This window comes from Jiangella ureilytica (genome assembly GCF_004348545.1).
GTDB lineage: Bacteria > Actinomycetota > Actinomycetes > Jiangellales > Jiangellaceae > Jiangella > Jiangella ureilytica.
This window is the reverse complement of the sequence record NZ_SMKL01000042.1, coordinates 1-21,380: the sequence shown is the minus strand read 5'-3', so window position 1 is coordinate 21,380 and position 21,380 is coordinate 1. Positions and strand designations below refer to the sequence as shown.

The window sequence follows — 21,380 nt, the reverse complement described above, 5'->3', positions numbered from 1 at the left end:
AGGAACCGCCTACGCGCTAATGAAGTACGAGAATGCCGAAACGCACGAATGCACCGTCCCTCACCCGGAGGTGGTGAGTCAAGGCGGTTGCCCAGATGTCTCACCATGCGGAATTCACGTTCAGATGCTGGTCTACCGGACGCGGGTCCGCCGGGTCCACCGCCGCCCGCGGACCAGGAGCACGCGGCAGCGCGCCGGTGCCTGCGGCCCGAGGGAGGCGCTGAGGACCGACGCGGCCCGGTCGGCGGCGTCGGCCACCTCGTCCAGGTCCGCGCCGGGGTCGAGGCCGGCGCGAAGCTCGGCGACCACCTCGTGCTGGTCGCGCCAGATCCGCCCGCCGCGCGCCGTCACCCCCGGCGCCTCGGCCAGGGCCGCCGACGCCGCGTCGAGCAGGGCGCCGGAGTCGGCCTCGAGGGCGCCGCCGCGGCCGGTCCCGGGCAGCTTCAGCCGGCCGAGGCTGCGTCGCCGCGCGTGCGCCAGCAGCCACCGCAGCCCGAGGACCACGAGAACGAGCCCCAACAGCCCGACCACCCACGGCCACCACGGCTCGTCGGTGCGGTCGAGCAGGGCCGAGGCGTCCACGCGGTCGACGGCGTCGGGGATCCAGTCCCGCTCCCAGGCCGCCGCTCCGGCGCCGAGCACCAGCAGCGCCAGGCCGACGAGCAGGACGGCGATCCGCTCGGTGGCGGCCGCTCCCCGGTTCACCGCTCCTCCTTCCGCCGCGCGCCCACGCGCACCTTCGGCGTCCGGGCCAGCCGGTCCAGCCGCTCGGTCACGCTCTGCCGCACCTCGGCGGCGGTCTCCGGCTCGCCATCCGTGACGACCTTGACGGCGACGGTGCCGGCACGCGCCCGCGCGCTCGCGTCGAGGACGCCGCCGTGGCCCGCCGCGCTGTCGACCGTCAGCTCCTCGACGGCGCCGCGCGTGGCGAACACGCCGGTGCGCGCCGCGACCGGGAGGGACCGGTGCGGCCGCGGCCACAGCGCCGCCAGGACGAGCAGCAGGCCCAGCACGGCGACGGCGATGCCCGCGGGCAGCATCCAGTCCTGCGGCTCCAGCCCGTCCAGCCACTCCAGCAGCGGCTCGACCAGCCGCCGTCCGTCGATCACCTCGCCCTGCACCAGCGCGTCGTAGATGGCCGCGAGGCCCAGCGCGACCAGGAGCAGGGCGACCAGCAGGCCGGCCTTGCGGGCGATCCCCGGCGCCGTCGGCCGGCCCGCTCCCGGTAGCGGCTCGATCTCGGGCGACGGCCGGAACGGGGCGACGGCCGCGATCCGCACGTCGACGCGGTCGACGGTGAACCCGGTGAGCTCGGCGACCTCGCGGGCGACGCCGTCGCGGACGGCGGCGGCGAGGTCGGGCAGGTTGGCGCCGCCGGGCGCGCCGACCGCCACGTCGAGGCGGACGTGCCGGCCGACCACCCGCGCGTCGGCGTGCGGCAGCTGCCGGCCGCCGAGGCGCTCCCACACCGTCGACTGCTCGGTGCGCCCCGCGACAGCGCCCGCCGCCCGCTCGGCGATCTTGCGGACCACGCGCTCGTGGATCTCCAGCCGTCCGCGGGCGTCGACGTCATCCGCCGCTGCCTGGGTGCTCATCTCACTCCCGGTCCCGCAGGACGGCGGTCACGTCGATCTCGCCGGACGCCTGTCCGGCGACGGCGGCGCCCAGCAGCCCGAGCAGCACCGCGACGACGAACCCCCAGAAGCCGCCCGCTGCCGCGGCCACGCCGAGCAGCAGGCCGGTGAACAGGCCGATGGTCGCCGTGTTCACGTCGCACCTCCCTGCGGCGCCGGCGGGGCCGCCGGGCCAGTCGGCGGGGCGGCGATGTCGTCGACCACCACGTGCACCCCGCCGTGCACGAGCCGCGCCACCGCGCGGCGGACCGCGTACGCCGTCGCCGGCACCGGGTGGCCCCAGTGGAGGACGACGTGGACCTCGGCGTTGCCGCCGTCGTCGATCCGGACGCCGAGCACCCGCCGGCCGGGCAGGTGGGTCGCGACCTCGCCGAACAGCCCGCCGTAGAGGCCTGCGACGCCCGGCACCGCCCGCACCGCCGCCGCGACGAGCTCGGCCAGGTCGGGTTCGGGTGTGGGGGCGGGTGGCGGCGACGGGTCGGGACTCCATCCCGGCCGCTCCATCGAGATCATTCGACCCGGCTCTCGCGCTGCTCGTCCTCGTCCTCGCCCTCGACGAAGACGTCGTTGACGGTGACGTTCACCTCGGTGACCTCGAGCCCCGTCATCCGTTCCACCGCGGCGATCACGTTGCGCCGGATGCCCGTCGACAGGTCCACGACGGACACTCCGTAATCGGCCACGATGTCGATGTCGATGGCCGCCTGGCGCTCGCCGACCTCGACGGAGACGCCCTGCTGATAGTTCGTGCGCGAGCCCGGGATCCGCTCGCGGAGCGCGCCGACCATCCGGGCGGTCCCGCCGCCCAGGTCGTGCACGCCGGCCACCTCTCGAGCGGCGATCCCGGCGATCTTCGACACGACGTTGTCGGCGATCGTGGTCCGGCCCATCTCCGTCACCAGCGGGCCGCCCTGGCCCGCCTCCCGCCCGGCTCCCTGTGCCGGCTCCCGCCCCTGCTCGCGAGACGACACCGTCCCCCCGCCGCTCCTCGTCGCGCCACCGCTGCCCGTCGCCGACACGTTCGGCCCGTCCGTGGTCATCGTCGACTCTCCCCTGCTCGCTGACCGCTCGCGCGGCTGATACCGGTTAGACACGTGCAGGTGGCCGGACGTCACGCATGTTTCCGGACAATCCGGCCACGGGGATCATGTGAGCGATGGGTCCGGGACGCCTGAACAACTGGACGATCTGGTCCTGGCCCGGCGCGCTGGGCTCGGCGACCGGGTCGCCTTCGGCGTCATCGCGCGGCGGCACGGCCCGGTGATGTACCGCCTCGCCCGCCGGGTGCTCCTCGACGACGGTGACGCCGAGGAGGCGGTGCAGGACGCGCTGCTGGCGGCGTGGCGGCACCTGGGGGAGTTCCGCGGTGCGGCCGCGCTGCGCAGCTGGCTGCTGCGGCTCACCCTCAACAAGGCGCACAACGTGCGGCGCAAACGTCGTCCGGTACCGCTCGAGGCCGGCCAGCACGAGTTGGTGATCGATTCCGTCGGCGACCCGGCCCGTGGCATCATCGAGAACGAACTGGTGGCCGCGCTCGATGTCGCGCTGGCGAGCCTCCCGGAGCCGCAGCGGGTGGCCTGGCTGCTGCGCGAGGTCGACGAGCTCACCTATGAGGAGATCGCCGACATCATGCACACCTCACGCGACGTCGTCCGCGGGCTGCTGCACCGCGCCCGGCGGCGGCTCGCGGAGAGGCTGGCCGCATGGCGCTGACCCCCGGCGACGCCGACAGCGACGTGGTCGACCGCGCCGCATCGGCGCTGCGCGCCTACACCGACCACGGCTGGACGGCGTCGTCGCGGCGGATCCTGCAGTCGGTGCTGGCCGCCACCCGCCGCTCCCGCCCGGTCCGCGCCCGCGACGACGCCGGCCCCTTCCATGTCAGCGACCAGGTCGTGACCACCTACCTCCGGGCCGCGATCGACGCCGTCGACGGCGCGCAGGCCACCCATGTCCGGCTCGAGCTCGACGGCGACGTGCTGACGGCGGTGCGGGTCACCGTCGCGGCCCGCTACCCGGAGCCGCTCCGCCCACTCGCCGAGGCGGTCCGGCTCGCGGCCCACTCGACGATCGGCTCCGTGCTCGGCTCGCCCCTCCCCCTCGACCGCATCCACCTCCACGTCGGCGACGTCGACCACCCGTTACCGTGAGGGCCGCCCCGACCGCCTCCCGCCCCGCTCAGAAGTTGATCTTGGAGCTTCTGCGGTATCAATCTGGCATTTCACCCCGAGACTCCGCCGTTACTCCAAGATCAACTTTGGGCCGCGGGCGGAAGACGCGGGTGCGCTCGTACCGGCGCCACCGGTCGACGCCGGCGCACGCGCCGAGAGCGCGGGCGACCCCGCACACGAAGGCGATGACGGCCAGCACAGGACCCCACCCCCAAGGCACGATCAATGCGACCGGGGCGACGGCACGCTCGACACCGCGCCGGCGACGGCATAGACGCCGTACCTGCGGGCGAACGACGTGCCGGCCGGCAGCCGCCGCTCGGCCCAGGCGGCGGCCGGGAGTTCGAGGACCAGACCGCGACGATCCAGATCGCCGTCGCAACGGCGATCACGTCGAGCAGTCGGCCGGGCAGGCCCAGGGCGAGGACCACCACGACGAACGCCGGCAGCAGCGCGACGTATGAGCCGGCCAGGCCCGCCAGCGCGGTTCGCACACCGAGCCGCTGCCGGCTCATCCGGCTGCCTCGTGGCGGGCATCCCAGCGGCGCCAGAGTTGCACCCCGGCCTTGCCGCTCAGTGCCGCGCCCACCGTCGCCGGCAGGAAGAACGGTGCAGCGGGAACAGCAGTCCGCCGGCGAGCAGGCCGCGACCGCGTACGGCGCGAACCGGCGCCTTCACCAGGCGTCCATCCGGGTGCGGCGCTCGATCCAGACGGCCGCCGGGAGCCCGGCCACGAGGAATCCCACCAGCCAGACCGGCCGGCGTAGAGGACGAGGACGACCAGCAGCCCGCCGAGGCCGGGCCGGATCGAGGCGTCGTCGCCGGAGTTCAGTCCGAGGCCGACCACGAGCGCCGGCGTCGTGGACGCGAAGGACGGTGACTCACACGGGATCGAAGTCGAATGCCGGCAACCCGTCGACACTCGTCAGGTTCTTCGTGCGCCGGTACTCGACGCGCCCGTCCTCGCCCTTGCGCTCCATGTACGGCGGCAGCAGGTCGCGCTCGCCCACGTAGTCCATGAGCGGGACGCCGTAGCCGCACGAGTCCGACACCCGGTGGACGTCGACGACGATGACGGCGCGGGCGCCGCGCCGCTCGGGGAACAGCTCGGCCAGTTCCTCGAACTCCGGGGAGTACAGCGTCACGAACCGCCCCGTCCCGTGCAGCCGGACGATGTTCGGCGGGCCGCTGAACGCGCAGAACATCAGCGTGATGCGGCCGTTCTCGCGCAGGTGGGCGATGGTCTCGGCGCCGCTGGCGGTGTAGTCGAGATAGGCGACGGTGTGCTCGTCGAGCACCGCGAAGGAGCCGCCGATGCCCTTCGGCGAGACGTTGACGTGACCGCCGGGCCCGCTCGGCGCCGTCGCGACGAAGAACATCGGCTGCGCCTCGATGAACGCGCGGAGCCGGCCGTCGATGGATTCGTGCAACTTGCCCACACCCGCACCCTACAAAGCCGCCCCGGCGCGCGCAGCGACCCAGGTCACAGCCCCAGCACGCTGCGTCGCACCAAGGCACTCCCGGTCAGCTCCGCCGAGCTCCCGGACGCCACGATGCGTCCCTCGGCGAGCACGTACCCGCGCGCCGACACCTCGAGCGCCCGCTCGACGTCCTGCTCGACCAGCAGGACGCTGACGCCGTCGGCATTGATGGCGCGGATGGCGTCGAACACCTCGTCGACGACGACGGGGGCGAGGCCCAGCGACGGCTCGTCCATGAGCAGCAGCCGCGGCTGGGCCAGCAGCGCCCGCCCGATGGCCAGCATCTGCTGCTCGCCGCCGCTGAGGCTTCCGGCCAGCTGCGACGACCGCTCGCCCAGCCGCGGGAACAACGCATGCACCCGGTCCAACCCGGCCGACAGACCTGGCCGCACGGCCCGCCGGTACGCCCCCAGCACCAGGTTGTCGTGCACCGTCATGCGCGCGAACACGCGACGGCCCTCGGGGACGAGCGCCACCCCGTGGTCACCGACCCGGTGCGCAGGCACCCGGGCGACGTCGACGCCGTCGACGGCGATGGTGCCGCGGGTCGAGCGGTGCAGCCCGGCGATCGACTGGACCAGCGTCGACTTGCCGGCGCCGTTGGGCCCGACGATGCACACCACCTCGCCGTCGGCCACGGACAGGTCGACGCCCCAGAGCGCCTGCGCCTGGCCGTACCAGGCCTCGAGCTCACGTACCTCGAGCATGGGCGTGCCTCCCCAGGTAGGCGCGGATGACGTCGGGGTCGTTCATGACCGTCCGCGGATCGCCGTCGGCCAGCAGCGCGCCCTGGTTCAGGACGACGACGCGCGTGGCCAGCTGGTTCACCACGCGCAGCAGGTGCTCGACGATGACGATGGTGATCCCGGTGGCGTGGATGCGACGGACGACGGCGACCGCGGCGTCGATCTCGGCCGGGTTGAGGCCGGCGAGCGCCTCATCGAGCAGCAGCACCTTCGGCTTCGTGGCGATGGCCCGGGCCATCTCGAGCAGCTGCCGCTCGTGCAGGTTGATCTCGGCCGGCTTGGCGTCGGCGAGGTGCCGCAGGTGCACGACGTCGAGGCACGCCTGGGCCTCCTCGCGCGCGGCGGCGAGCGGCCGCGCCGAGCGCCCGAACATGATCGCCATGGCGACGTTGTCGCGCACGGTCATCGACTCGAACGGCTTCGGGATCTGGTGCGTGCGGCTGACGCCGACGTGGGCGATGCGGTGCGGCGCGAGCCCGACGATGTCGCGCCCGGCCACGGCGATCGACCCGCTGGTCGGCCGCAACGCTCCTGAGAGCAGGTTGACCAGCGTCGTCTTGCCGGACCCGTTCGGCCCGACCAGCCCGACGAGCTCGCCCGCGCGGATCTGCAGGCTGACGCCGTCGAGCGCCCGGACACCGCCGAAGTACCGGGTGACGTCGCGGCACTCGACCAGCACCTCTCCCACCTCCCCGTCGATCGTGGAGTTCGGGCGGAGTTGCGGTCCGGAGTGTCCGCTTGATTCCGCGGCTTCTCCACGATCGACGTCGGTGGGGACGGGGACAGCTGCGGACGGCGCGGGGCGGCGTTCGGCCGGCGCCGGCGCCTTCCCGGGCCAGAGCACGACGGCGACCGCCGCCAGTACGCCGGCGACGAACCAGTCCAGCGGCCCGCCCCAGCCGTCGACGATCGCCAGCACGCCCGTCACCGCCACCAGCGCGACGGCCGCCTGCCAGGGCCGGCGCCACAGCCGTGCCTGCAGGCCGTCGGGCGCGACCACGACCAGCACGGCCAGGATCGCGCCGAGCACGATGAGGTTCCAGCCCTCGAACCCGGACGCGGACAGCCGGTCCTGGATCAGGACGATGACGACGGCGCCGAGCACCGGACCCAGCCAGTGCGCCCGCCCGCCGAGCACGCTCATGACGATGACGAACAGCGGGATCGTCAGCCCGAACACGCTCTCGACGGTGACGAAGCCGATCTGCAGCGCGAACAGGCTGCCCGCCGCGCCTCCGATGAGACCGGTGACGGCGATGGCCAGCATCTTGTAGCGGAACGTCGCGACACCCAGGCCCTCGGCGACGTCCTCGGCGTCGCGGATGGACGCCAGCGCCCAGCCGAACCGGGTGTGCTGGATCGCGAACGCCGCCGCGACCGCGGCCACCGCCACGACCAGGTTCAGCAGGTAGAGGAAGTCCTGGAACTGCGCCAGCCACTCGGGGTACTCGGCGACCGGCACGACGACGCCCTGGCCGCCGTCGATCTCGCTGTTGACCCGGGCCAGCGCGGCCAGGATGAACGGGACCGCCAGCGTCAGCAGGGCGAAGATCTCGCCGCGGAAGGAGCGCAGCCGGAACGCCAGCCCGCCGACCAGCAGCGCCAGCAGCGCCGAGAACACCGCGGCCACCGGCACCGTCAGGTAGAAGTCGACGCCGTGCCGGCCGCCCAGCACCGCCGTCGTGTACGCGCCGACGCCGACGAACGCGCCCTGCCCGAAGCTGAAGTAGCCGCTGTAGCCGGACAGCACGTTCCAGCTGGTGGCCTGGGCGATCCAGAACAGCGCCGTCGACGCCAGCACCAGGTAGAAGATCGGCAGGCCGAGGTCCTCGCGCCACACCGCCAGCGCCGCCAGCGCGGCGAACGCCAGCACGAAGCCGCCCAGACCGCGGGCCATCATCGCGCGCCCCGAGCGGCCGGAGTCAGCAGCCCGTAGGGCCGGAACAACAGCGCCAGGATGATCGCCGAGAACAGCACCAGCGGTGACAGCGCCGGCGACCACGTCGCCGACACCACCGCCGACAGCGTCCCGACCAGCACGCCGGCCAGCAGCACGCCGCCCACCTGTCCGATGCCGCCCAGGATCACCACCGCGAACACCATCCCGATCCACTCGAAGGGTGTCGACGGCGTGACGGCGTTGCCGAGCGCGAAGAGCATGCCGGCGACCGCTGCGGATGCCGCCGACAGGCCCGCCAGCACCATGCCGAGCCGGCGGTGGTCGATGCCGAACGCCGACGCGACGGTGCGGTCCTCGGCGAACGCCCGCAGCGCCCTTCCCGCGAACGTGCGCCGCAGCACCTGGTCGGCCGCGACCACGATGACCACGGCGAACACGAACGCGATCAGCGTCGGCGCCGGGAACACGAAGCGCCCGATCGACACCGACTCCGTCGCGTACGGGTTCACGTCGCCGTCCATCCGCTGGAAGTCGGCGCTCCACACGTTGCTCACCGTCTGCATGACGATGATCAGCAGGCCGAAGCTGACCAGGAGCGACGCGAACTCCTCGACGCCGAGCCGGTCGAAGGCCCACTGCAGGCCCGCGCCCACGAGGAACATCAGCGGCACCGTCAGGACGATGGTGAGGATCGGGTCGATGCCCCACGACGTGGCCAGCTCGAAGGTCAGGTAGGCGCCCACGAGGATCAGCCCGAAGTGCGCCAGATTGATGACCCTCAGCATGCCCCACGTCAGGGACAGGCCCGCGGCCATGACCGCGAACATGCCCCCGACGAGGGCCCCGCTGAGCGCGGCTTGCAGTGTCGTCACGCGCGACTCCCGTCTGAGCCGTCCGAGCCCGGAAGGCTCAGCCGACCGGCGGCTGGAGCTGCGCAGCCGCGCGGTCGGCTGGCCAGACCATGACCCAGTCGCCGTCCTGGATCTGCTTCAGGCCCTGGGTGCTCGGCCAGAAGTTGTTGTCGTCCGGATTGAACTCGAGGTGGCCGCTGAACGTGGTGTCGGCGCCGTTCTCGTGCAGGTAGTCGCACATGGCCTGCTGGTCGGTGTCGCCGGCGCCCTCGACCGCGGCGACCAGGATCTCCCAGGCGTTCCACGACGCGGTGGCCTGCGTCTCGAACGCCGTGTACGGCAGCCCCTCGGCGGCCGCGCGCGACTCGAACTCGTCGACGATCGCCTGCGCCTCGGGCCCGGCCTCCTGGATCAGCGCGTCGTTCGGCTCGAAGATCGACACCGACAGCAGCCCGTCGGCCACGTCGCCCAGGCCCAGCAGCGGTCCGGGCGCCGGGAACAGGCTGAACATCAGCGGCGGCCGGTAGTTCAGCTGCTCCATGGCCTGCAACAGGTTGACGGGGTCGACGGCCAGCCCACTGTTGAAGACGAAGTCGGGGTCGGCGTCGCGGATCTGCGCCGCGATGGGCGCCCAGTCGGTGGTGTCCGGTGGGTACCGGATCTCGGCGACGACCTCGTAGCCGCGCTCCTCGGCGATCGGGACGGCGCCCGGGTCGGCGTCGTCGTCGGGCGAGCCCTGCGCGATGAAGTCGGTCGACCCGCCCTGGTTGATGACGAAGGCGACCCGCTCGGGCGGGGTGGGCAGACTCTCGAGCGCGTCGAAGACCTGCTCGGGGACGTACGCGTTCGGCTCCGGCCCGATGGACCAGGCCGGGAACTGGCACTCGTACGTCATGAGCGGCGCGAGCACGGCCGTGTGCTGCGGCATCGTGAAGCCGTGCCGCTCGGCGACGGCCATGGCCGAGATAATGTTCGGGGTGGCGTACGGCCCGATGATGAGGTCGACGCCCTCTTGGCCGATGAGCCGCTCGTACAACGCGGTGACCTGCGCCTGGTCGGACTCGTCGTCCAGCACCATCCACTCGACCGGCCGGCCGAGCAGCCCGCCGTTCTCGTTCAGCTGCTCGACGAACTGCTCGCCGGCGATCTGGTGGATGATGCCCGTCGGACCGAAGGCGCCGGTCAGCGAGAGGGTGGAGCCGACGACGATCGGGTCCCCGCTCGGCGCGCCGCCCTCGTCGGACGGCTCGGCCGTGCCGGCCGGCTCCGTACCGGAATCGGCCGCCGGTTCGTCGTCCGAGCAGGCGGCGGTGATGAACAGCGTCAACGCCGCCGTCGCGGACAGGGCGGTCAGCGAACGGGTCCTCATGTCGATGCTCCCTCCTCGTCACCGCACCGGCAGGGCGCCGGTGTCGTGGACGATCTCGCCGCCGACGACGGTGAGCACGGGGAGCGTGCGCCGCATGTCGGCATCGGAGACGGTGAAGTAGTCGCGGTCGAGGACCAGCAGGTCGGCCAGCTTGCCCGGCTCGATGGAGCCCAGGCGGTCCTCGCGGTTCAGGTACCAGGCGTTGGCCCGGGTGTAGGCGTAGAGCGCTTCTTGGCGGGTGATCTGCTGGTCGCCGTTGATCTGCTGGCCCAGCGCGTTCAGCCCGGTGGTCGCGTAGTGCAGCGCGTACCACGGGTTGTGCGGCGCGATGTGCACGCCGTCCTCGTGCAGGCCGGCCGGGATGCCGCTGTCGACGATCATGCGGAACGGCGGCCCGACGGGGTTGGGTCCGGGGTTGCCTTGCAGCCAGCGGAACCCGGACATCGAGACGCCGCAGTTCAGCGCCTTGAGCCGGGCCAGCAGCTCGGGCGTGGCCTGGTTGACGTGCTGCACGCCCCAGCGCAGGTCGGTGATGCCGAACTCCGCGTTCACCGCCTCGTACGCGTCGACCACCTGGGTCAGCGCGGCGAGGTTGCCGGGGCTGTTCTCGTTGCGCCAGCGGGCCTGGGCGACCAGCCGTTGCGCCTCGAACCAGACGGGGCCCGCGCCGATGGGTGCGGCCCACTCGCCGATCGCCCCGGTACGCATCATGTCGTCGCCGAAGAAGGGGAACTGGTGCCGCAGCCGCTCGCGCAGCTCCGGCAGCTGGTTCGGCAGGTCTCCGAGCGCCGGGATGTTGCCCTGGTTGTGCAGGAAGTTCGTCTGCAGCCGGATGAACGCCTTCTTCTCCCGGTGCAGGGACAGCCAGGCGTCGTACATGCGGTAGTGGTCCAGGGCCGACAGGGCCTGGTTGGGCGTCAGCGGTCCCGGCGACGGCGGGATCACCTGGTCGAGCACCGTGGTGACACCGACCTGCGCGGAGAACGCCATGGCGTCGAGCGCACTGCGCCGCTTGTCCTCGAACGTCTGCCGCACCCGCAGGTGGTAGAGCGCCGCGTTCGTCTGCCCCCCGGACGCGATCGCGCCCGTCGGACTGACGGTGACGGGGCCGGCCAGCGGCGAGGTGACGGTCTCGAAGAACTGCTTGCCCAGCGTGTTGGTGACCGACGGCCCGCTGAACGTCTGCAGCAGGAACACCGGGCGGTCGGGGACGGCGGCGTCGAGCTCGGCCAGCGTGGGGAGCCGCTGCTCGGCCCACTGCCGCGGGTGCCACCCGCCGAGCGCGGTGATGAACTGCCCTGCGGGCACGTCCGGCCTGCGCGCGGCGAGGAACGCCTGCACCTCGGCGATGTCGCGGGCCAGCTCGAGCTGGGCCACGTGGTAGCCGGGCCGGTTGGCCAGGCTGATGAAGTGCACGTGGCTCTCGATCAGGCCCGGCACGACCGTGCGGCCGCGCAGGTCGATCGAGCGCCCGTTGCTGCCCGGGTTCGGGACCGCGTTGCCGGTGGCGACGATGCGTCCGTCGCGGATCGCGACCGCGCGGACCACCGTCCCCTGGTCGTCCATGGTGTGGATGCGGCCGTTGGTCAGGACGAGGTCGGCGGCGGCTCCGGTGTCCGGGTTGGTGCCCGGTGCGGACGCGCCGGACGCCGCCGTCGTGCCCGCGGCGGCGACCGCGGCCGCTCCAGCCGCGGCACCCGCGCCGCGGATGACGTCGCGGCGGCTGATTCCCGTCATCGCACCCACCTCCCCGGGTCGTGGACGACCTTCCCGCCGACCACGGTGAACAGCGAGCGGATCTGCTTGAGGTCCTCGTCCGGGACGGTGAAGTAGTCGCGGTCGAGAACCGCGACGTCGGCGTGCTTGCCCACCTCGATGGACCCGAGGTCGTCCTCCTCGCGGAGGAACCAGCCGTTGTCGCGCGTGTAGAGGCGCAGCACCTCGAGGCGGGTGATCTGCTGGCCGTCGTTGATCAGCACGCCGCGAGCGTTGCGGCCGGTGGTCGCGTAGTACATGTGCAGCCACGGGTTCATCGGCGCGATCTGCATGCCGTCGGAGCTCATGCCGGCGTGGATGCCGTTGTCCACGATCATCCGGAACGGCGGCCCGTTGCTCGCCGCCGAGCCGGCCAGGTAGCGCCAGCCGGTGAGCGACAGCCCGCCGCCGAGTGCCTTGAGCCGGTTGGTGTACTCCTCGGTGATGAACGGCACGTGCGCGACCACCCAGCGCAGGTCGGTGATGGGGGTCTCCGCGTGGACCGCCTCGAACGCCTCGATCTCCTGCTGGAAGTCGGTCCGGCTGAGCGAGTGCACCTCGGCGCGCCAGCCGGCGGCGGCCACCCGGCGAGCGGCGGCGAGGAACGGGCTGGTGGGGCCGGTGCCCTGGGCGATGAACTCGCCGATGCCGCCGGTGCGCGCGAGATCGCCGCCGAAGAACGGGAACGCGTTGCGCAGCCGGGCGTCCAGCTCCGGAGTCGCCTGGTCCGACTCCATGTGCAGGAAGTTGATGCGCAGCCGCGCGTCCAGCCGGCCCTCGTCGAGCAGGCTGAGGAACGGCAGGTGCATCGTGAAGTTGTCCTCGTGGGCCGCGCCGTCGGACGGCGTGTTGGTGGCCTGGAACGCGCCCTGGTCCAGGTGCGTCGTCACGCCGAGGCCGAGCCCGTACGCGATGGCGTCGACGGCGCCGCGCTTGCGCTCGTCGAAGGTGAGCAGCGCCTGACGCAGCGCGAGCGTGGCTCGGCCGGTCGGGTTGCCGGCGGCGATGGATCCGTCGTCGCCCACGGGGATGCCCAGGTCGCTGAAGAACGCGCGGCCCGCGCTGTTGGTCGCGGACGGACCGCTGAAGCTCTCGGAGAGATAGACGGGGTGGTCAGCGACGGCGTCGTCCAGCTCGGCCCGGGTCGGCAGCCGCGGCGGCTGGTCCGGCGGGACGAGGTGGTTGCGGTGGAAGCCACCGATGGTGGTGATCCAGGCGCCGTCGGGAAGCTGGGTGGCTCGTTGCGCGTAGATCTTCTGGACGTCGGCGATCGACGCGGCGTTCTCCAGCGGCGTGTGATGCCCGGGCCGGTTCCCCATGAGCACGATGTGGTTGTGGTTGTCGATGATCCCGGGGATCACCGTCCGGCCACGCAGGTTGACGACGTCGAACGGCCTGCCTTGCGCACGCACCGGCCCGTTGCCGACCGCGATGAAGCGGCCGTTGCGGATCAGCACGTGCGATACGACGGTGTCGTCGGCGTCCATCGTGTGGATCCGCCCGTTGACCAGCGCGAGATCAGTGTCGCCGCGGACGCCCGGAGTCGACGCCCCCGCCGGTGTCGCCGTGTCCGCGGCGTGGGCTGCTGTCGCTCCCACGCCCGTCACGGCTGCCGCGATACTCGCAGCCGCCCCCGTTCGCAACACTTCTCGCCGCGACGGGCCCGAACCTTGCTCGGCCCGGTGTTCATCCTCACTCATCAGCCGACACCGCCTTTCCCACGGGTCGTTCCGATCTGCCCGGATCCGGACAGGGGTGGGGCGCAGCTCTGGCCTCGGAGTGTAGGAGAACTGTACAGAGTGTGCAATACCGTTGTTCATAGTCCGTAACCTGACCGCAGCATGCACAGCCCGACTGTCCGTTACGCCGTACCCGCAGTTCAGCCCAGCGATCCGCCGTGGAACGACCACGCTCAGTGGGTGCTCTCCCGCTCCAGCAGGCATGCATGCCCCGAGAAGAGGGAGCAGCCCTGGCGACCCGGCGGATCCTGCGTGATCACCGGTGTCCACCGGGGACGGCGACCGGCGGACGGTGCATCACGAGGTCGCCGAGGCCGCCGTCAGGCGGAGCGCTCGAGCACGAACCAGATGCCGACGGCGGGCTCCGTGCCGTCGTTGCGGTACGAGTGCGGCATGGTCGAGTCGAACGAGACGGAGTCGCCGGCGCGCAGGTGGTGCTCCTCGAAGCCGAGTGTCAGCACCAGCTCACCACTCAGGACGTGCCCGTACTCCGTTCCGGAATGCCGCATGAGCAGCCCGGCCCCCGACGAGGACGAGCCGCCGGGCTGGTAGGTGATGCGCAGGAAATCGGTGTGGGCGTCGGGCACCTGCCCGAGGAGTTCCCAGGTGACGCCGGAGTCCAGCGTCAGGACCTCGCGTTCGGCGGCGCGCACGACGGGGCCGACGCGGCGGCGGGTGGAGCCGAGCATGCGCAGCGCGCTGATGGTCTCGGGGACGGAGGTCGGAGCCTGGTCCGGGACCACGTCACCGGGCGGCGCCGCCACCTCGCTGGGCGACACCGCCACCTCGGCAGGAGGAACCGCCACCTCGGCCGGAGGAACCGCCAGGCCAGCGCCCGGTTCGACGCCGTCGCCCACACTGTCGGCCACACTGCCGCCCACGCCGTCGACCGGAGCGAAGATGTCCTCGACGGAGATGCCGAGCGCCGTGGTGATGGCGTACAGCGTGCTGACCGACGGCTGACTCTTGTCGGTCTCGATCTGCGAGATGAGGCTCGCGGACACCCCGATCTCGCGCGCCAGCCCCCGGGCGCTGACGCCCTTGCGCATCCGCTCGTGGCGGATGCGCTCACCGATCGGGGGCACTGCCGACGGACTCACGCGGTCTCTCCGTTCGCTGTTGACCAGGATTGAGCGGAGCTTACCGGGTTGACGCGCGAGCCCGGCTCCGCTTCACTCAGACGGTAAGTGTAGTTGAACAGGTTCTCGCCGGAGCGGACCTTCTCGGCGAGCGTGCCGAGGAGGTGCCTGCGCAATGCCGATACGCACCTATGGACCCAACGCGGTCGACTGGGAAGAACGCATCGACCACGACCGGCTGCGCCGCGAGCGACTCGAGCGGCTGCGGGCCGCGCTGAACCGGTCCGAGCTGGGCGCCCTGCTGGCCTTCGACTTCGCCAACATCCGGTACATGACGTCCACGCACATCGGGACGTGGGCGGTCGACAAGCTCATCCGGTTCGCGCTGCTCCCCCGCGGCGGCGAGCCCATCATCTGGGACTTCGGCTCCGCCGCCCGCCACCACCAGCTGTACAACCCATGGCTCGACGGCACCAACCGGGCGCGGGCGGGCATCTCGACGCTGCGCGGCGCCTTCCACCCCGGCGCCGGCATCGCCGACGACGTCGCGGGCAAGATCGCCCGAGTGCTCGCCGAGCACGGCCTGCAGAACGAGCCCGTCGGCATCGACGTCGCCGAGATGCCGGTGCTCATGGCGCTGCAGGAGCAGAACCTCAACGTCATCGACGGCCAGCAGGTGTTCCTCGAGGCCCGGCGCATCAAGACCCCCGACGAGATCGCGCTGCTCGCGCACGCCGCGTCCATGGTCGACGCCGCCTACGACGAGCTGTACGGGTTCCTGCGCCCGGGCGTGCGAGAGAACGAGTGCGTCGGCGTCGTCAGCAAGGTCCTCTACGACCTCGGCAGCGAGTACGTCGAGGGCGTCAACGCCATCTCCGGCGAACGGTGCTCGCCGCACCCGCACGTCTACAGCGACCGCATCGTCCGCCCCGGCGACCCCGCGTTCTTCGACATCCTGCACAGCTACAACGGCTACCGCACCTGCTACTACCGCACCTTCGCCGTCGGCAGCGCGTCCATGGCCCAGCGCGACGCCTACACCCGCTGCCGCGAGTTCATCGACAACGCCATCGCCGAGGTCAAGCCGGGCGCCACCACGGCCGACATCGTGTCGCTGTGGCCGCGGGCCGACGAGTTCGGCTTTCCCGACGAGGAGGCGGCGTTCGCGCTGCAGTACGGCCACGGCGTCGGGCTGTCCATCTGGGAGAAGCCGATCTTCTCGCGGCTGGTGTCGCTCGACCACCCCGAGGTGCTCGAAGAGGGCATGGTGTTCGCGCTCGAGACCTACTGGCCGGCCGCCGACGGCTGGTCCGCGGCCCGCATCGAGGAGGAGGTCGTGGTCACGGCCGACGGCTGCGAGGTCATCACGAAGTTCCCGGCCGAGGAGCTGCTGGTCGCCGGGCGCAAGTACTGGACCGTCGGCGGCCAGCTGAACACGGTGCGCGAGTCGCAGTCGCACCTCAACACCGGCACGGCGGGCGGGAACGGGGCGACGCCATGACCGAGACGACGGCGACCGACCTGCTGGCGCTGCACGAGACCATGACGCTCATCCGCCGCACCGAGAAGGCAGCGCACGACCTCTTCCTGTCCGGGCTGGTGAAGGGCACCACCCACCTGGCGGCGGGACACGAGGCGGTCGCCGTCGGCACCCGGTCGGCGCTCCAGGACGGCGACTACGCGTTCGCCACCTACCGCGGCCACCACCACGCCATCGCCTGGGGCGCCACGCCCGAGGAGTGCCTGGCCGAGTTCATGCAGCGCTCCACGGGGCTCAACAAGGCCAAGGGCGGCTCGATGCATCTCACGAAGGCCGAGGCGGGCATGCTCGGCTCTTATGCGATCGTCGGGGCGCACCTGCCCATAGCGGTGGGGGCCGCCTGGTCGGCCCGGCTGCGCAAGACCGACCAGGTGTCCGTGGCCTTCTTCGGCGACGGCGCCACCAACATCGGGGCGTTCCACGAGGCGCTGAACCTCGCGTCGGTGTGGAAGCTGCCGGTGCTGTTCGTCTGCGAGAACAACTTCTACATGGAGTACACCCCCATCGCCTCCGTCACCGGCGTCGGCAACCCGGCGGCCGACCGCGCCCCGTCCTACGGCATCCCGGCCGAGGTCATCGACGGCAACGACGTCGTGGCGGTACGAGACGCCGTCGCCCGCGCGGCGGGTCGGGCCCGCGCGGGCGACGGACCCACCGTGCTCGAGGCGCAGACCTACCGGCACTACGGCCACAGCCGCACCGACCCGGCCAAGTACCGGCCCGACGGCGAGCTCGAGCGCTGGCTCGAACGCGACCCGCTGACGGTGTCAGCCGGCCGGCTGCGCGAGGCCGGCACGAGCGACGACGACATCAAGGCGGCCGAGGACCGCGCGGCCGCCGTCGTCGACCAGGCCGTCGCCGGCGCCAAGGCCGCCCCGCAGGCCGACCTGAGCGAGGCCTTCACCGACGTCTGGGCCGACGGAGGTGCCGCATGGCGGACGTGACCACAGCACAGGACGTCGTCACCTACCGCGAGTCGGTGGCCGAGGGCATCGCGCGCGAGATGCGCCGCGATCCCTCGGTCGTCTGCCTGGGCGAGGACATCGGCGCGGCAGGCGGCGTCTTCAAGACCACCGTCGGCCTGTTCGAGGAGTTCGGGCCCGAGCGCGTCTGGGACACCCCCATCTCCGAGCAGGCCATCGTCGGCGCGGCCATGGGCGCGGCCATGACGGGCATGCGCCCGGTCGCCGAGATCATGTTCAGCGACTTCCTCGCCTGCTGCTGGGACTACCTCGCCAACGAGATCCCCAAGGTCCGCTACATGACGGGCGGGCAGGTCACGGTCCCGCTGGTCATCCGCACGGCCAACGGCGGCGGGCTCGGGTTCGGCGCCCAGCACTCACAGTCGGTCGAGAACTGGGCGCTCACCGTCCCCGGCCTGAAGATCGCCGCGCCGTCCACGCCCGCCGACGTCGTCGGGCTCATGGCCAGCGCCATCCGCAGCGACGACCCCGTCGTGTTCTTCGAGCACAAGGGGCTGTTCGCCAGCAAGGGCAGGCCCGCCCCCGACGGCCACGTCGTGCCGTTCGGCGAGGCGGCCGTGCTGCGCCAGGGCGCCGACGTCACGCTCGTGGCACTCGCGTCGACGGTGCCGCTGGCGCTGACGGCGGCCGACCGGCTGGCCGCCGAGGGCATCGAGGCCGAGGTGCTCGACCTGCGCTGTCTCATCCCGCTCGACGTCACGGCCGTACTGCGCTCCGTCGAGCGCACGTCGCGGCTGGTCGTCGTCGAAGAGAACCCCTACCAGGGCGGCTGGGGCGGCACCGTCGTCTCGGTCGTCGCCGACGAGGGGTTCGAGCTGCTGGACGCGCCGGTGAAGCGGGTGGCGGGGGCCAACGTCCCGCTGCCGTTCGCCGACGCGCTGGAGGACCAGGTGATCCCCACCGTGGACAAGGTGGTCGACGCCGTGAGGAGCCTCGCGACCTACTGACCCTACGAGCGTTCCACCCGACACCGAGCTGCCGAAGCACTCGACATCGGGACTGACGTCAGACCTCGCGGTCGGCGGCTACCGCTAGCGACGAAGGGATGGTCCATGAGCACCCGACTCCTGCTCCGCAACGGCCACGTCCTCAGCATGGATCCCGACATCGGCGACATCGCCGGTGCCGACGTCCTCATCGAGGACGGCGCCATCGTCGCCGTCCGGCCGGGCCTGTCGGACGAGGTCGCCGACGCCGAGGTCATCGACGCCACCGGGCGCATCGTCGTGCCGGGCTTCGTCGACACCCACCGGCACACCTGGGAGACGGCGATCCGCACGTCCGCGCCGAACGCCACGCTCGACGACTACTTCGTCGAGATCCTCGACACCTTCGCCCCGCTGTACCAGCCCGACGACGTCTACGCGAGCAACCTCGCGGGGTCGCTCGAGTGCCTCAACGCCGGCATCACGACGCTGGTCGACTGGTCGCACATCAACAACACGCCGGAGCATCCCGACGCCGCCGTCGCCGGGCTCCAAGAGGCGGGGCTGCGTGCCCAGTACGCCTACGGCTCGGCCAACACGTCGCTGGCGACGTACTGGTTCAACAGCGCCGAGGCCATCCCGGGCGACGATGTCCGGCGCATCCGCAGCACCTACTTCTCCGGCGACGACGGCCTGCTCACCATGGGTCTGGCCACGCGCGGGCCGGGGTTCTGCCAGGACGACGTCGTGGTGTCGGAGTGGAACCTCGCGCGCGAGCTGGACATCCCGCTGACCGTCCACGTCGCCATGGGCCGCCTGGCCGGCCGGTTCGCCATGGTCGAGCAGCTCGACCGCCTGGGCCTGCTCGGCCCGGACACCACCTACGTGCACTGCTGCTACTTCAGCGACCACGAGTGGGGGCGGGTGCGCGACACCGGCGGCACCATCTCCATCGCCGCGCAGGTCGAGCTGCAGATGGGGCACGGCTGGCCGCCGGTCGCGAAGAGCTACCAGTTCGGCCTGGCACCGAGTCTGTCCGTCGACGTCGTCACGACGGTGCCGGGCGACATGTTCACGCAGATGCGCGCGGCGTTCGGCGGCGAGCGGGCGCGCATCAACGCCACCTGCTGGGAGGCGAACACCAACGCTCCCGAGACCATGCCGACGGCGCGGCAGATGCTCGAGATGGCCACCATCAACGGCGCGCGCGTCGCCGGCCTGGCCGACCGCACCGGCTCGTTGACGCCGGGCAAGCGCGCCGACGTCGTGCTGATCGACGCCACGGCCATGAACGTCGCCCCGGTCATGGATCCTCTCGCCGCGGTCGTCCTGGCCGCCGACGTGTCCAACGTCGACACCGTCATCGTCGACGGTGAGGTCCGCAAGCGCGACGGCAGGTTGCTCGCCGACACCGAGCGGGCCCGCGGCCTGGTCGAGGCGGCCCGCGACCGGCTCGTCACCGGGGCCGCGAAGCGGACGGCGGCGACGGTATGACGGAACGGCACCTGGTCCAGCGAGGGGCACAGGCCGCGTTCGAGGCGCCGGCCGACTGGGCGGCCGGCGCCGCGGGCTACCGGCGGTGGACGGTCGTGGGCGAGGCCGCCGGCGCCGTCCACACCGGCTTCGGCGTCTGCGAGCTCGACCCCGGCGGGTCGGTGCCGGCGCACGTCCACTCGTTCGAAGAGAGCTTCCACATGCTCTCCGGCTCCGCGATCCTGACGACGCCCGACGGCTCCTTCCGGGTGTCCGAGGGCGACTACGGGGTCCTGCCGGTCGCCGTCCCGCACGCCTGGCAGGGCGACGGCGGCAGCGGCGGTCCCGCGCGCTGGGCGGAGATGCAGGGCCCGCAGCCGCGCGACGCCTTCGACGGCGACACCTTCCTGGTGCCGCCGCTCGACGGCGTGCGGCCCGTCGCCGACGTCGACGTCCGCGACCCGCGCACGTACCGGTTCGGCACCATCAGGCCCGGCCACATGGACCCCGCCCAGCAGTCGCAGGACCTGCTCGCCGTCTCGGCCAGCATGCGCACCGCGCTGCTCGTCTACGGCGGCATCAACGTCAAGCAGATGGTCGACAGCGACCTCGGCGCCATCCTGACCACGATGTTCATGGTTCAGTACGACCCCAATGGCGCCACCACCCCGCACGACCACCCGTTCGAGGAGACGTACCTCATCCTCGAGGGCAGCGTCGAGGCGTCGTTCGACGGCAAGACCTACCTGCTCGAGGCCGGCGACGTCGCCTGGGCCGGGGTCGGCTGCCCGCACGCGTTCCGCAACGCCGGCGGCGGCCGGCTGCGCTGGCTCGAGACCCAGGCGCCCGCGCCGCCGCCCCGCTACTCGTATCGTTTCGCCCGCGACTGGAACTACCTGCGCGACGTCCTTGGAGGACAGCAGTGACCACCATCGTCATCGTCGGCGGCACGTCCGGCATCGGGCTGGAGCTGGCCAGGCGCCGGGTGGCGGCCGGCGACGACGTCGTCATCACCGGCCGCGACGGCGACCGCTGCGGTTCGATCGCGGCCGGGATCGGGGCGCGCTGCCGCGGCCTGGCCGTCGAACTGTCCGACCCGGCCGCCATCGGCGCGGCGCTGGACGGCGTCGAGAAGGTCGACCACCTGGTCGTCGCCGCCATCGACCGCGACCAGAACACCGCCGCCGACTACGACGTCGGCCGCGCGGTCCGGCTGGTGACACTGAAGCTGGTCGGCTACACCGAGGTGGTGCACGCGCTGCTGCCGCGCATGGCGCCCGACGGCGCCGTCGTGCTGTTCGGCGGGCTGGCCAAGGACCGTCCGTATCCGGGCTCGACGACGGTGTCGACCATCAACGGCGGTGTCGTGGGCCTGGTGCACACGCTGGCGGTCGAGCTCGCGCCGCTGCGGGTCAACGCCGTCCACCCCGGCATCGTCGGCGACAGCCCGTTCTGGAACGGCAAGCCGCCCGGCGTGCTCGACGGCTACGTCTCGCGCACGCCCATCGGCCGCCTGGCCACCATGGCCGACGTCGCCGACGCGGTCGACTTCCTGCTCCGCAACCGGGCGATGAACGGCGTCAACCTCAACGTCGACGGGGGCTGGTTGCTGACGTGAGCGACCCCGAGAACGGTCAGGCCTCGCCCGGCCACACCCCGCCCGGCCACACCCCGCCCGGCCACACCCCGCCCGGCCGGGAGGGAGTACCACCCTACGGGCGGGCACCGACAGC

The 21,380-nt window shown here is 72.2% G+C and carries 21 protein-coding genes; 8 read left to right on the top strand and 13 right to left on the bottom strand.

What is annotated here, in order from left to right:
- Positions 1-132: 132 nt before the first annotated feature.
- The 5 genes from E1212_RS18285 to E1212_RS18270 are packed head-to-tail and all read right to left on the bottom strand — an operon-like array spanning position 133 to position 2,674.
- Positions 133-705, bottom strand: coding sequence for a hypothetical protein (locus E1212_RS18285; protein WP_131985041.1), 573 nt, complete (start codon positions 703-705; stop codon positions 133-135).
- The gene (locus E1212_RS18280; RefSeq protein ID WP_131985039.1) at positions 702-1,595 is read right to left on the bottom strand and encodes an Asp23/Gls24 family envelope stress response protein; all 894 of its coding nucleotides are present in this window, start codon (positions 1,593-1,595) and stop codon (positions 702-704) included. The genes E1212_RS18285 and E1212_RS18280 overlap by 4 nt, the downstream gene beginning before the upstream one ends.
- A gap of 1 nt (position 1,596) precedes the next feature.
- Complete coding sequence (locus tag E1212_RS30050; RefSeq protein ID WP_203416978.1) at positions 1,597-1,770, bottom strand: hypothetical protein; 174 nt, start codon at positions 1,768-1,770, stop codon at positions 1,597-1,599.
- A complete protein-coding gene (locus tag E1212_RS18275; protein ID WP_131985037.1) occupies positions 1,767-2,138 on the bottom strand; it encodes an Asp23/Gls24 family envelope stress response protein in 372 nt (123 codons plus the stop codon). Before E1212_RS18275 ends, E1212_RS30050 begins: the two co-directional genes overlap by 4 nt.
- Positions 2,139-2,143: 5 nt before the next feature.
- Positions 2,144-2,674, bottom strand: coding sequence for an Asp23/Gls24 family envelope stress response protein (locus E1212_RS18270; RefSeq protein ID WP_131985035.1), 531 nt, complete (start codon positions 2,672-2,674; stop codon positions 2,144-2,146).
- Between the two features lie 109 nt (positions 2,675-2,783).
- Between E1212_RS18270 and E1212_RS18265 the strand changes: the two genes are divergently transcribed.
- Both E1212_RS18265 and E1212_RS18260 read left to right on the top strand, forming a co-directional pair.
- Positions 2,784-3,347, top strand: coding sequence for an RNA polymerase sigma factor (locus tag E1212_RS18265; RefSeq protein ID WP_203416977.1), 564 nt, complete (start codon positions 2,784-2,786; stop codon positions 3,345-3,347).
- The gene (locus tag E1212_RS18260; RefSeq protein ID WP_131985033.1) at positions 3,338-3,784 is read left to right on the top strand and encodes a hypothetical protein; all 447 of its coding nucleotides are present in this window, start codon (positions 3,338-3,340) and stop codon (positions 3,782-3,784) included. Before E1212_RS18265 ends, E1212_RS18260 begins: the two co-directional genes overlap by 10 nt.
- Before the next feature lie 902 nt (positions 3,785-4,686).
- Here E1212_RS18260 and E1212_RS18255 read toward each other — a convergent pair.
- The 8 genes from E1212_RS18255 to E1212_RS18220 form a co-directional block, all read right to left on the bottom strand.
- Positions 4,687-5,244, bottom strand: a complete 558-nt coding sequence (locus E1212_RS18255) for a pyridoxamine 5'-phosphate oxidase family protein (RefSeq protein ID WP_131985031.1) — start codon at positions 5,242-5,244, stop codon at positions 4,687-4,689.
- A gap of 44 nt (positions 5,245-5,288) precedes the next feature.
- Positions 5,289-5,993, bottom strand: a complete 705-nt coding sequence (locus tag E1212_RS18250) for an ABC transporter ATP-binding protein (RefSeq protein WP_131985029.1) — start codon at positions 5,991-5,993, stop codon at positions 5,289-5,291.
- Positions 5,977-7,932, bottom strand: a complete 1,956-nt coding sequence (locus E1212_RS18245) for a branched-chain amino acid ABC transporter ATP-binding protein/permease (RefSeq protein ID WP_131985027.1) — start codon at positions 7,930-7,932, stop codon at positions 5,977-5,979. Before E1212_RS18245 ends, E1212_RS18250 begins: the two co-directional genes overlap by 17 nt.
- Entirely contained in the window at positions 7,929-8,804 is an 876-nt protein-coding gene (locus E1212_RS18240; protein ID WP_131985025.1) for a branched-chain amino acid ABC transporter permease, read from the bottom strand. The genes E1212_RS18245 and E1212_RS18240 overlap by 4 nt, the downstream gene beginning before the upstream one ends.
- Before the next feature lie 37 nt (positions 8,805-8,841).
- Positions 8,842-10,152 (bottom strand): amino acid ABC transporter substrate-binding protein, encoded by a 1,311-nt coding sequence (locus E1212_RS18235; RefSeq protein ID WP_131985023.1) that lies wholly within the window; start codon positions 10,150-10,152, stop codon positions 8,842-8,844.
- A gap of 18 nt (positions 10,153-10,170) precedes the next feature.
- On the bottom strand, positions 10,171-11,889 hold the full coding sequence (locus tag E1212_RS18230; protein WP_131985021.1) for an amidohydrolase: 1,719 nt from the start codon (positions 11,887-11,889) through the stop codon (positions 10,171-10,173).
- Positions 11,886-13,514 carry an amidohydrolase gene (locus tag E1212_RS18225; RefSeq protein ID WP_162605536.1) on the bottom strand — a complete coding sequence of 543 codons (1,629 nt, stop codon included), beginning with the start codon at positions 13,512-13,514 and terminating at the stop codon, positions 11,886-11,888. Before E1212_RS18225 ends, E1212_RS18230 begins: the two co-directional genes overlap by 4 nt.
- Before the next feature lie 452 nt (positions 13,515-13,966).
- The gene (locus E1212_RS18220) at positions 13,967-14,746 is read right to left on the bottom strand and encodes a helix-turn-helix domain-containing protein (RefSeq protein WP_131985017.1); all 780 of its coding nucleotides are present in this window, start codon (positions 14,744-14,746) and stop codon (positions 13,967-13,969) included.
- Between the two features lie 154 nt (positions 14,747-14,900).
- Between E1212_RS18220 and E1212_RS18215 the strand changes: the two genes are divergently transcribed.
- The 6 genes from E1212_RS18215 (at position 14,901) to E1212_RS18190 (ending at position 21,265) form a co-directional block, all read left to right on the top strand.
- Complete coding sequence (locus E1212_RS18215) at positions 14,901-16,226, top strand: M24 family metallopeptidase (protein WP_131985015.1); 1,326 nt, start codon at positions 14,901-14,903, stop codon at positions 16,224-16,226.
- Positions 16,223-17,209: a thiamine pyrophosphate-dependent dehydrogenase E1 component subunit alpha gene (locus E1212_RS18210; protein WP_131985013.1), complete on the top strand. Its 987-nt coding sequence runs from the start codon at positions 16,223-16,225 to the stop codon at positions 17,207-17,209. The genes E1212_RS18215 and E1212_RS18210 overlap by 4 nt, the downstream gene beginning before the upstream one ends.
- Positions 17,197-18,195, top strand: a complete 999-nt coding sequence (locus tag E1212_RS18205; RefSeq protein ID WP_131985011.1) for an alpha-ketoacid dehydrogenase subunit beta — start codon at positions 17,197-17,199, stop codon at positions 18,193-18,195. The genes E1212_RS18210 and E1212_RS18205 overlap by 13 nt, the downstream gene beginning before the upstream one ends.
- A 105-nt stretch (positions 18,196-18,300) precedes the next feature.
- Positions 18,301-19,668 (top strand): amidohydrolase family protein, encoded by a 1,368-nt coding sequence (locus tag E1212_RS18200; protein ID WP_131985009.1) that lies wholly within the window; start codon positions 18,301-18,303, stop codon positions 19,666-19,668.
- Positions 19,665-20,573, top strand: coding sequence for a cupin domain-containing protein (locus E1212_RS18195; protein ID WP_131985007.1), 909 nt, complete (start codon positions 19,665-19,667; stop codon positions 20,571-20,573). Before E1212_RS18200 ends, E1212_RS18195 begins: the two co-directional genes overlap by 4 nt.
- The gene (locus tag E1212_RS18190; RefSeq protein ID WP_131985005.1) at positions 20,570-21,265 is read left to right on the top strand and encodes an SDR family NAD(P)-dependent oxidoreductase; all 696 of its coding nucleotides are present in this window, start codon (positions 20,570-20,572) and stop codon (positions 21,263-21,265) included. Before E1212_RS18195 ends, E1212_RS18190 begins: the two co-directional genes overlap by 4 nt.
- Positions 21,266-21,380 lie beyond the last annotated feature (115 nt).

Coding starts and splice junctions, on each gene's coding strand:
- E1212_RS18280 (WP_131985039.1), bottom strand. CDS start 1,595: ATGAGCACCCAGGCAGCGGCGGATGACGTCGACGCCCGCGGACGGCTG.
- E1212_RS18275 (WP_131985037.1), bottom strand. CDS start 2,138: ATGGAGCGGCCGGGATGGAGTCCCGACCCGTCGCCGCCACCCGCCCCC.
- E1212_RS18270 (WP_131985035.1), bottom strand. CDS start 2,674: ATGACCACGGACGGGCCGAACGTGTCGGCGACGGGCAGCGGTGGCGCG.
- E1212_RS18260 (WP_131985033.1), top strand. CDS start 3,338: ATGGCGCTGACCCCCGGCGACGCCGACAGCGACGTGGTCGACCGCGCC.
- E1212_RS18250 (WP_131985029.1), bottom strand. CDS start 5,993: ATGCTCGAGGTACGTGAGCTCGAGGCCTGGTACGGCCAGGCGCAGGCG.
- E1212_RS18245 (WP_131985027.1), bottom strand. CDS start 7,932: ATGATGGCCCGCGGTCTGGGCGGCTTCGTGCTGGCGTTCGCCGCGCTG.
- E1212_RS18235 (WP_131985023.1), bottom strand. CDS start 10,152: ATGAGGACCCGTTCGCTGACCGCCCTGTCCGCGACGGCGGCGTTGACG.
- E1212_RS18230 (WP_131985021.1), bottom strand. CDS start 11,889: ATGACGGGAATCAGCCGCCGCGACGTCATCCGCGGCGCGGGTGCCGCG.
- E1212_RS18215 (WP_131985015.1), top strand. CDS start 14,901: ATGCCGATACGCACCTATGGACCCAACGCGGTCGACTGGGAAGAACGC.
- E1212_RS18210 (WP_131985013.1), top strand. CDS start 16,223: ATGACCGAGACGACGGCGACCGACCTGCTGGCGCTGCACGAGACCATG.
- E1212_RS18205 (WP_131985011.1), top strand. CDS start 17,197: ATGGCGGACGTGACCACAGCACAGGACGTCGTCACCTACCGCGAGTCG.
- E1212_RS18200 (WP_131985009.1), top strand. CDS start 18,301: ATGAGCACCCGACTCCTGCTCCGCAACGGCCACGTCCTCAGCATGGAT.
- E1212_RS18195 (WP_131985007.1), top strand. CDS start 19,665: ATGACGGAACGGCACCTGGTCCAGCGAGGGGCACAGGCCGCGTTCGAG.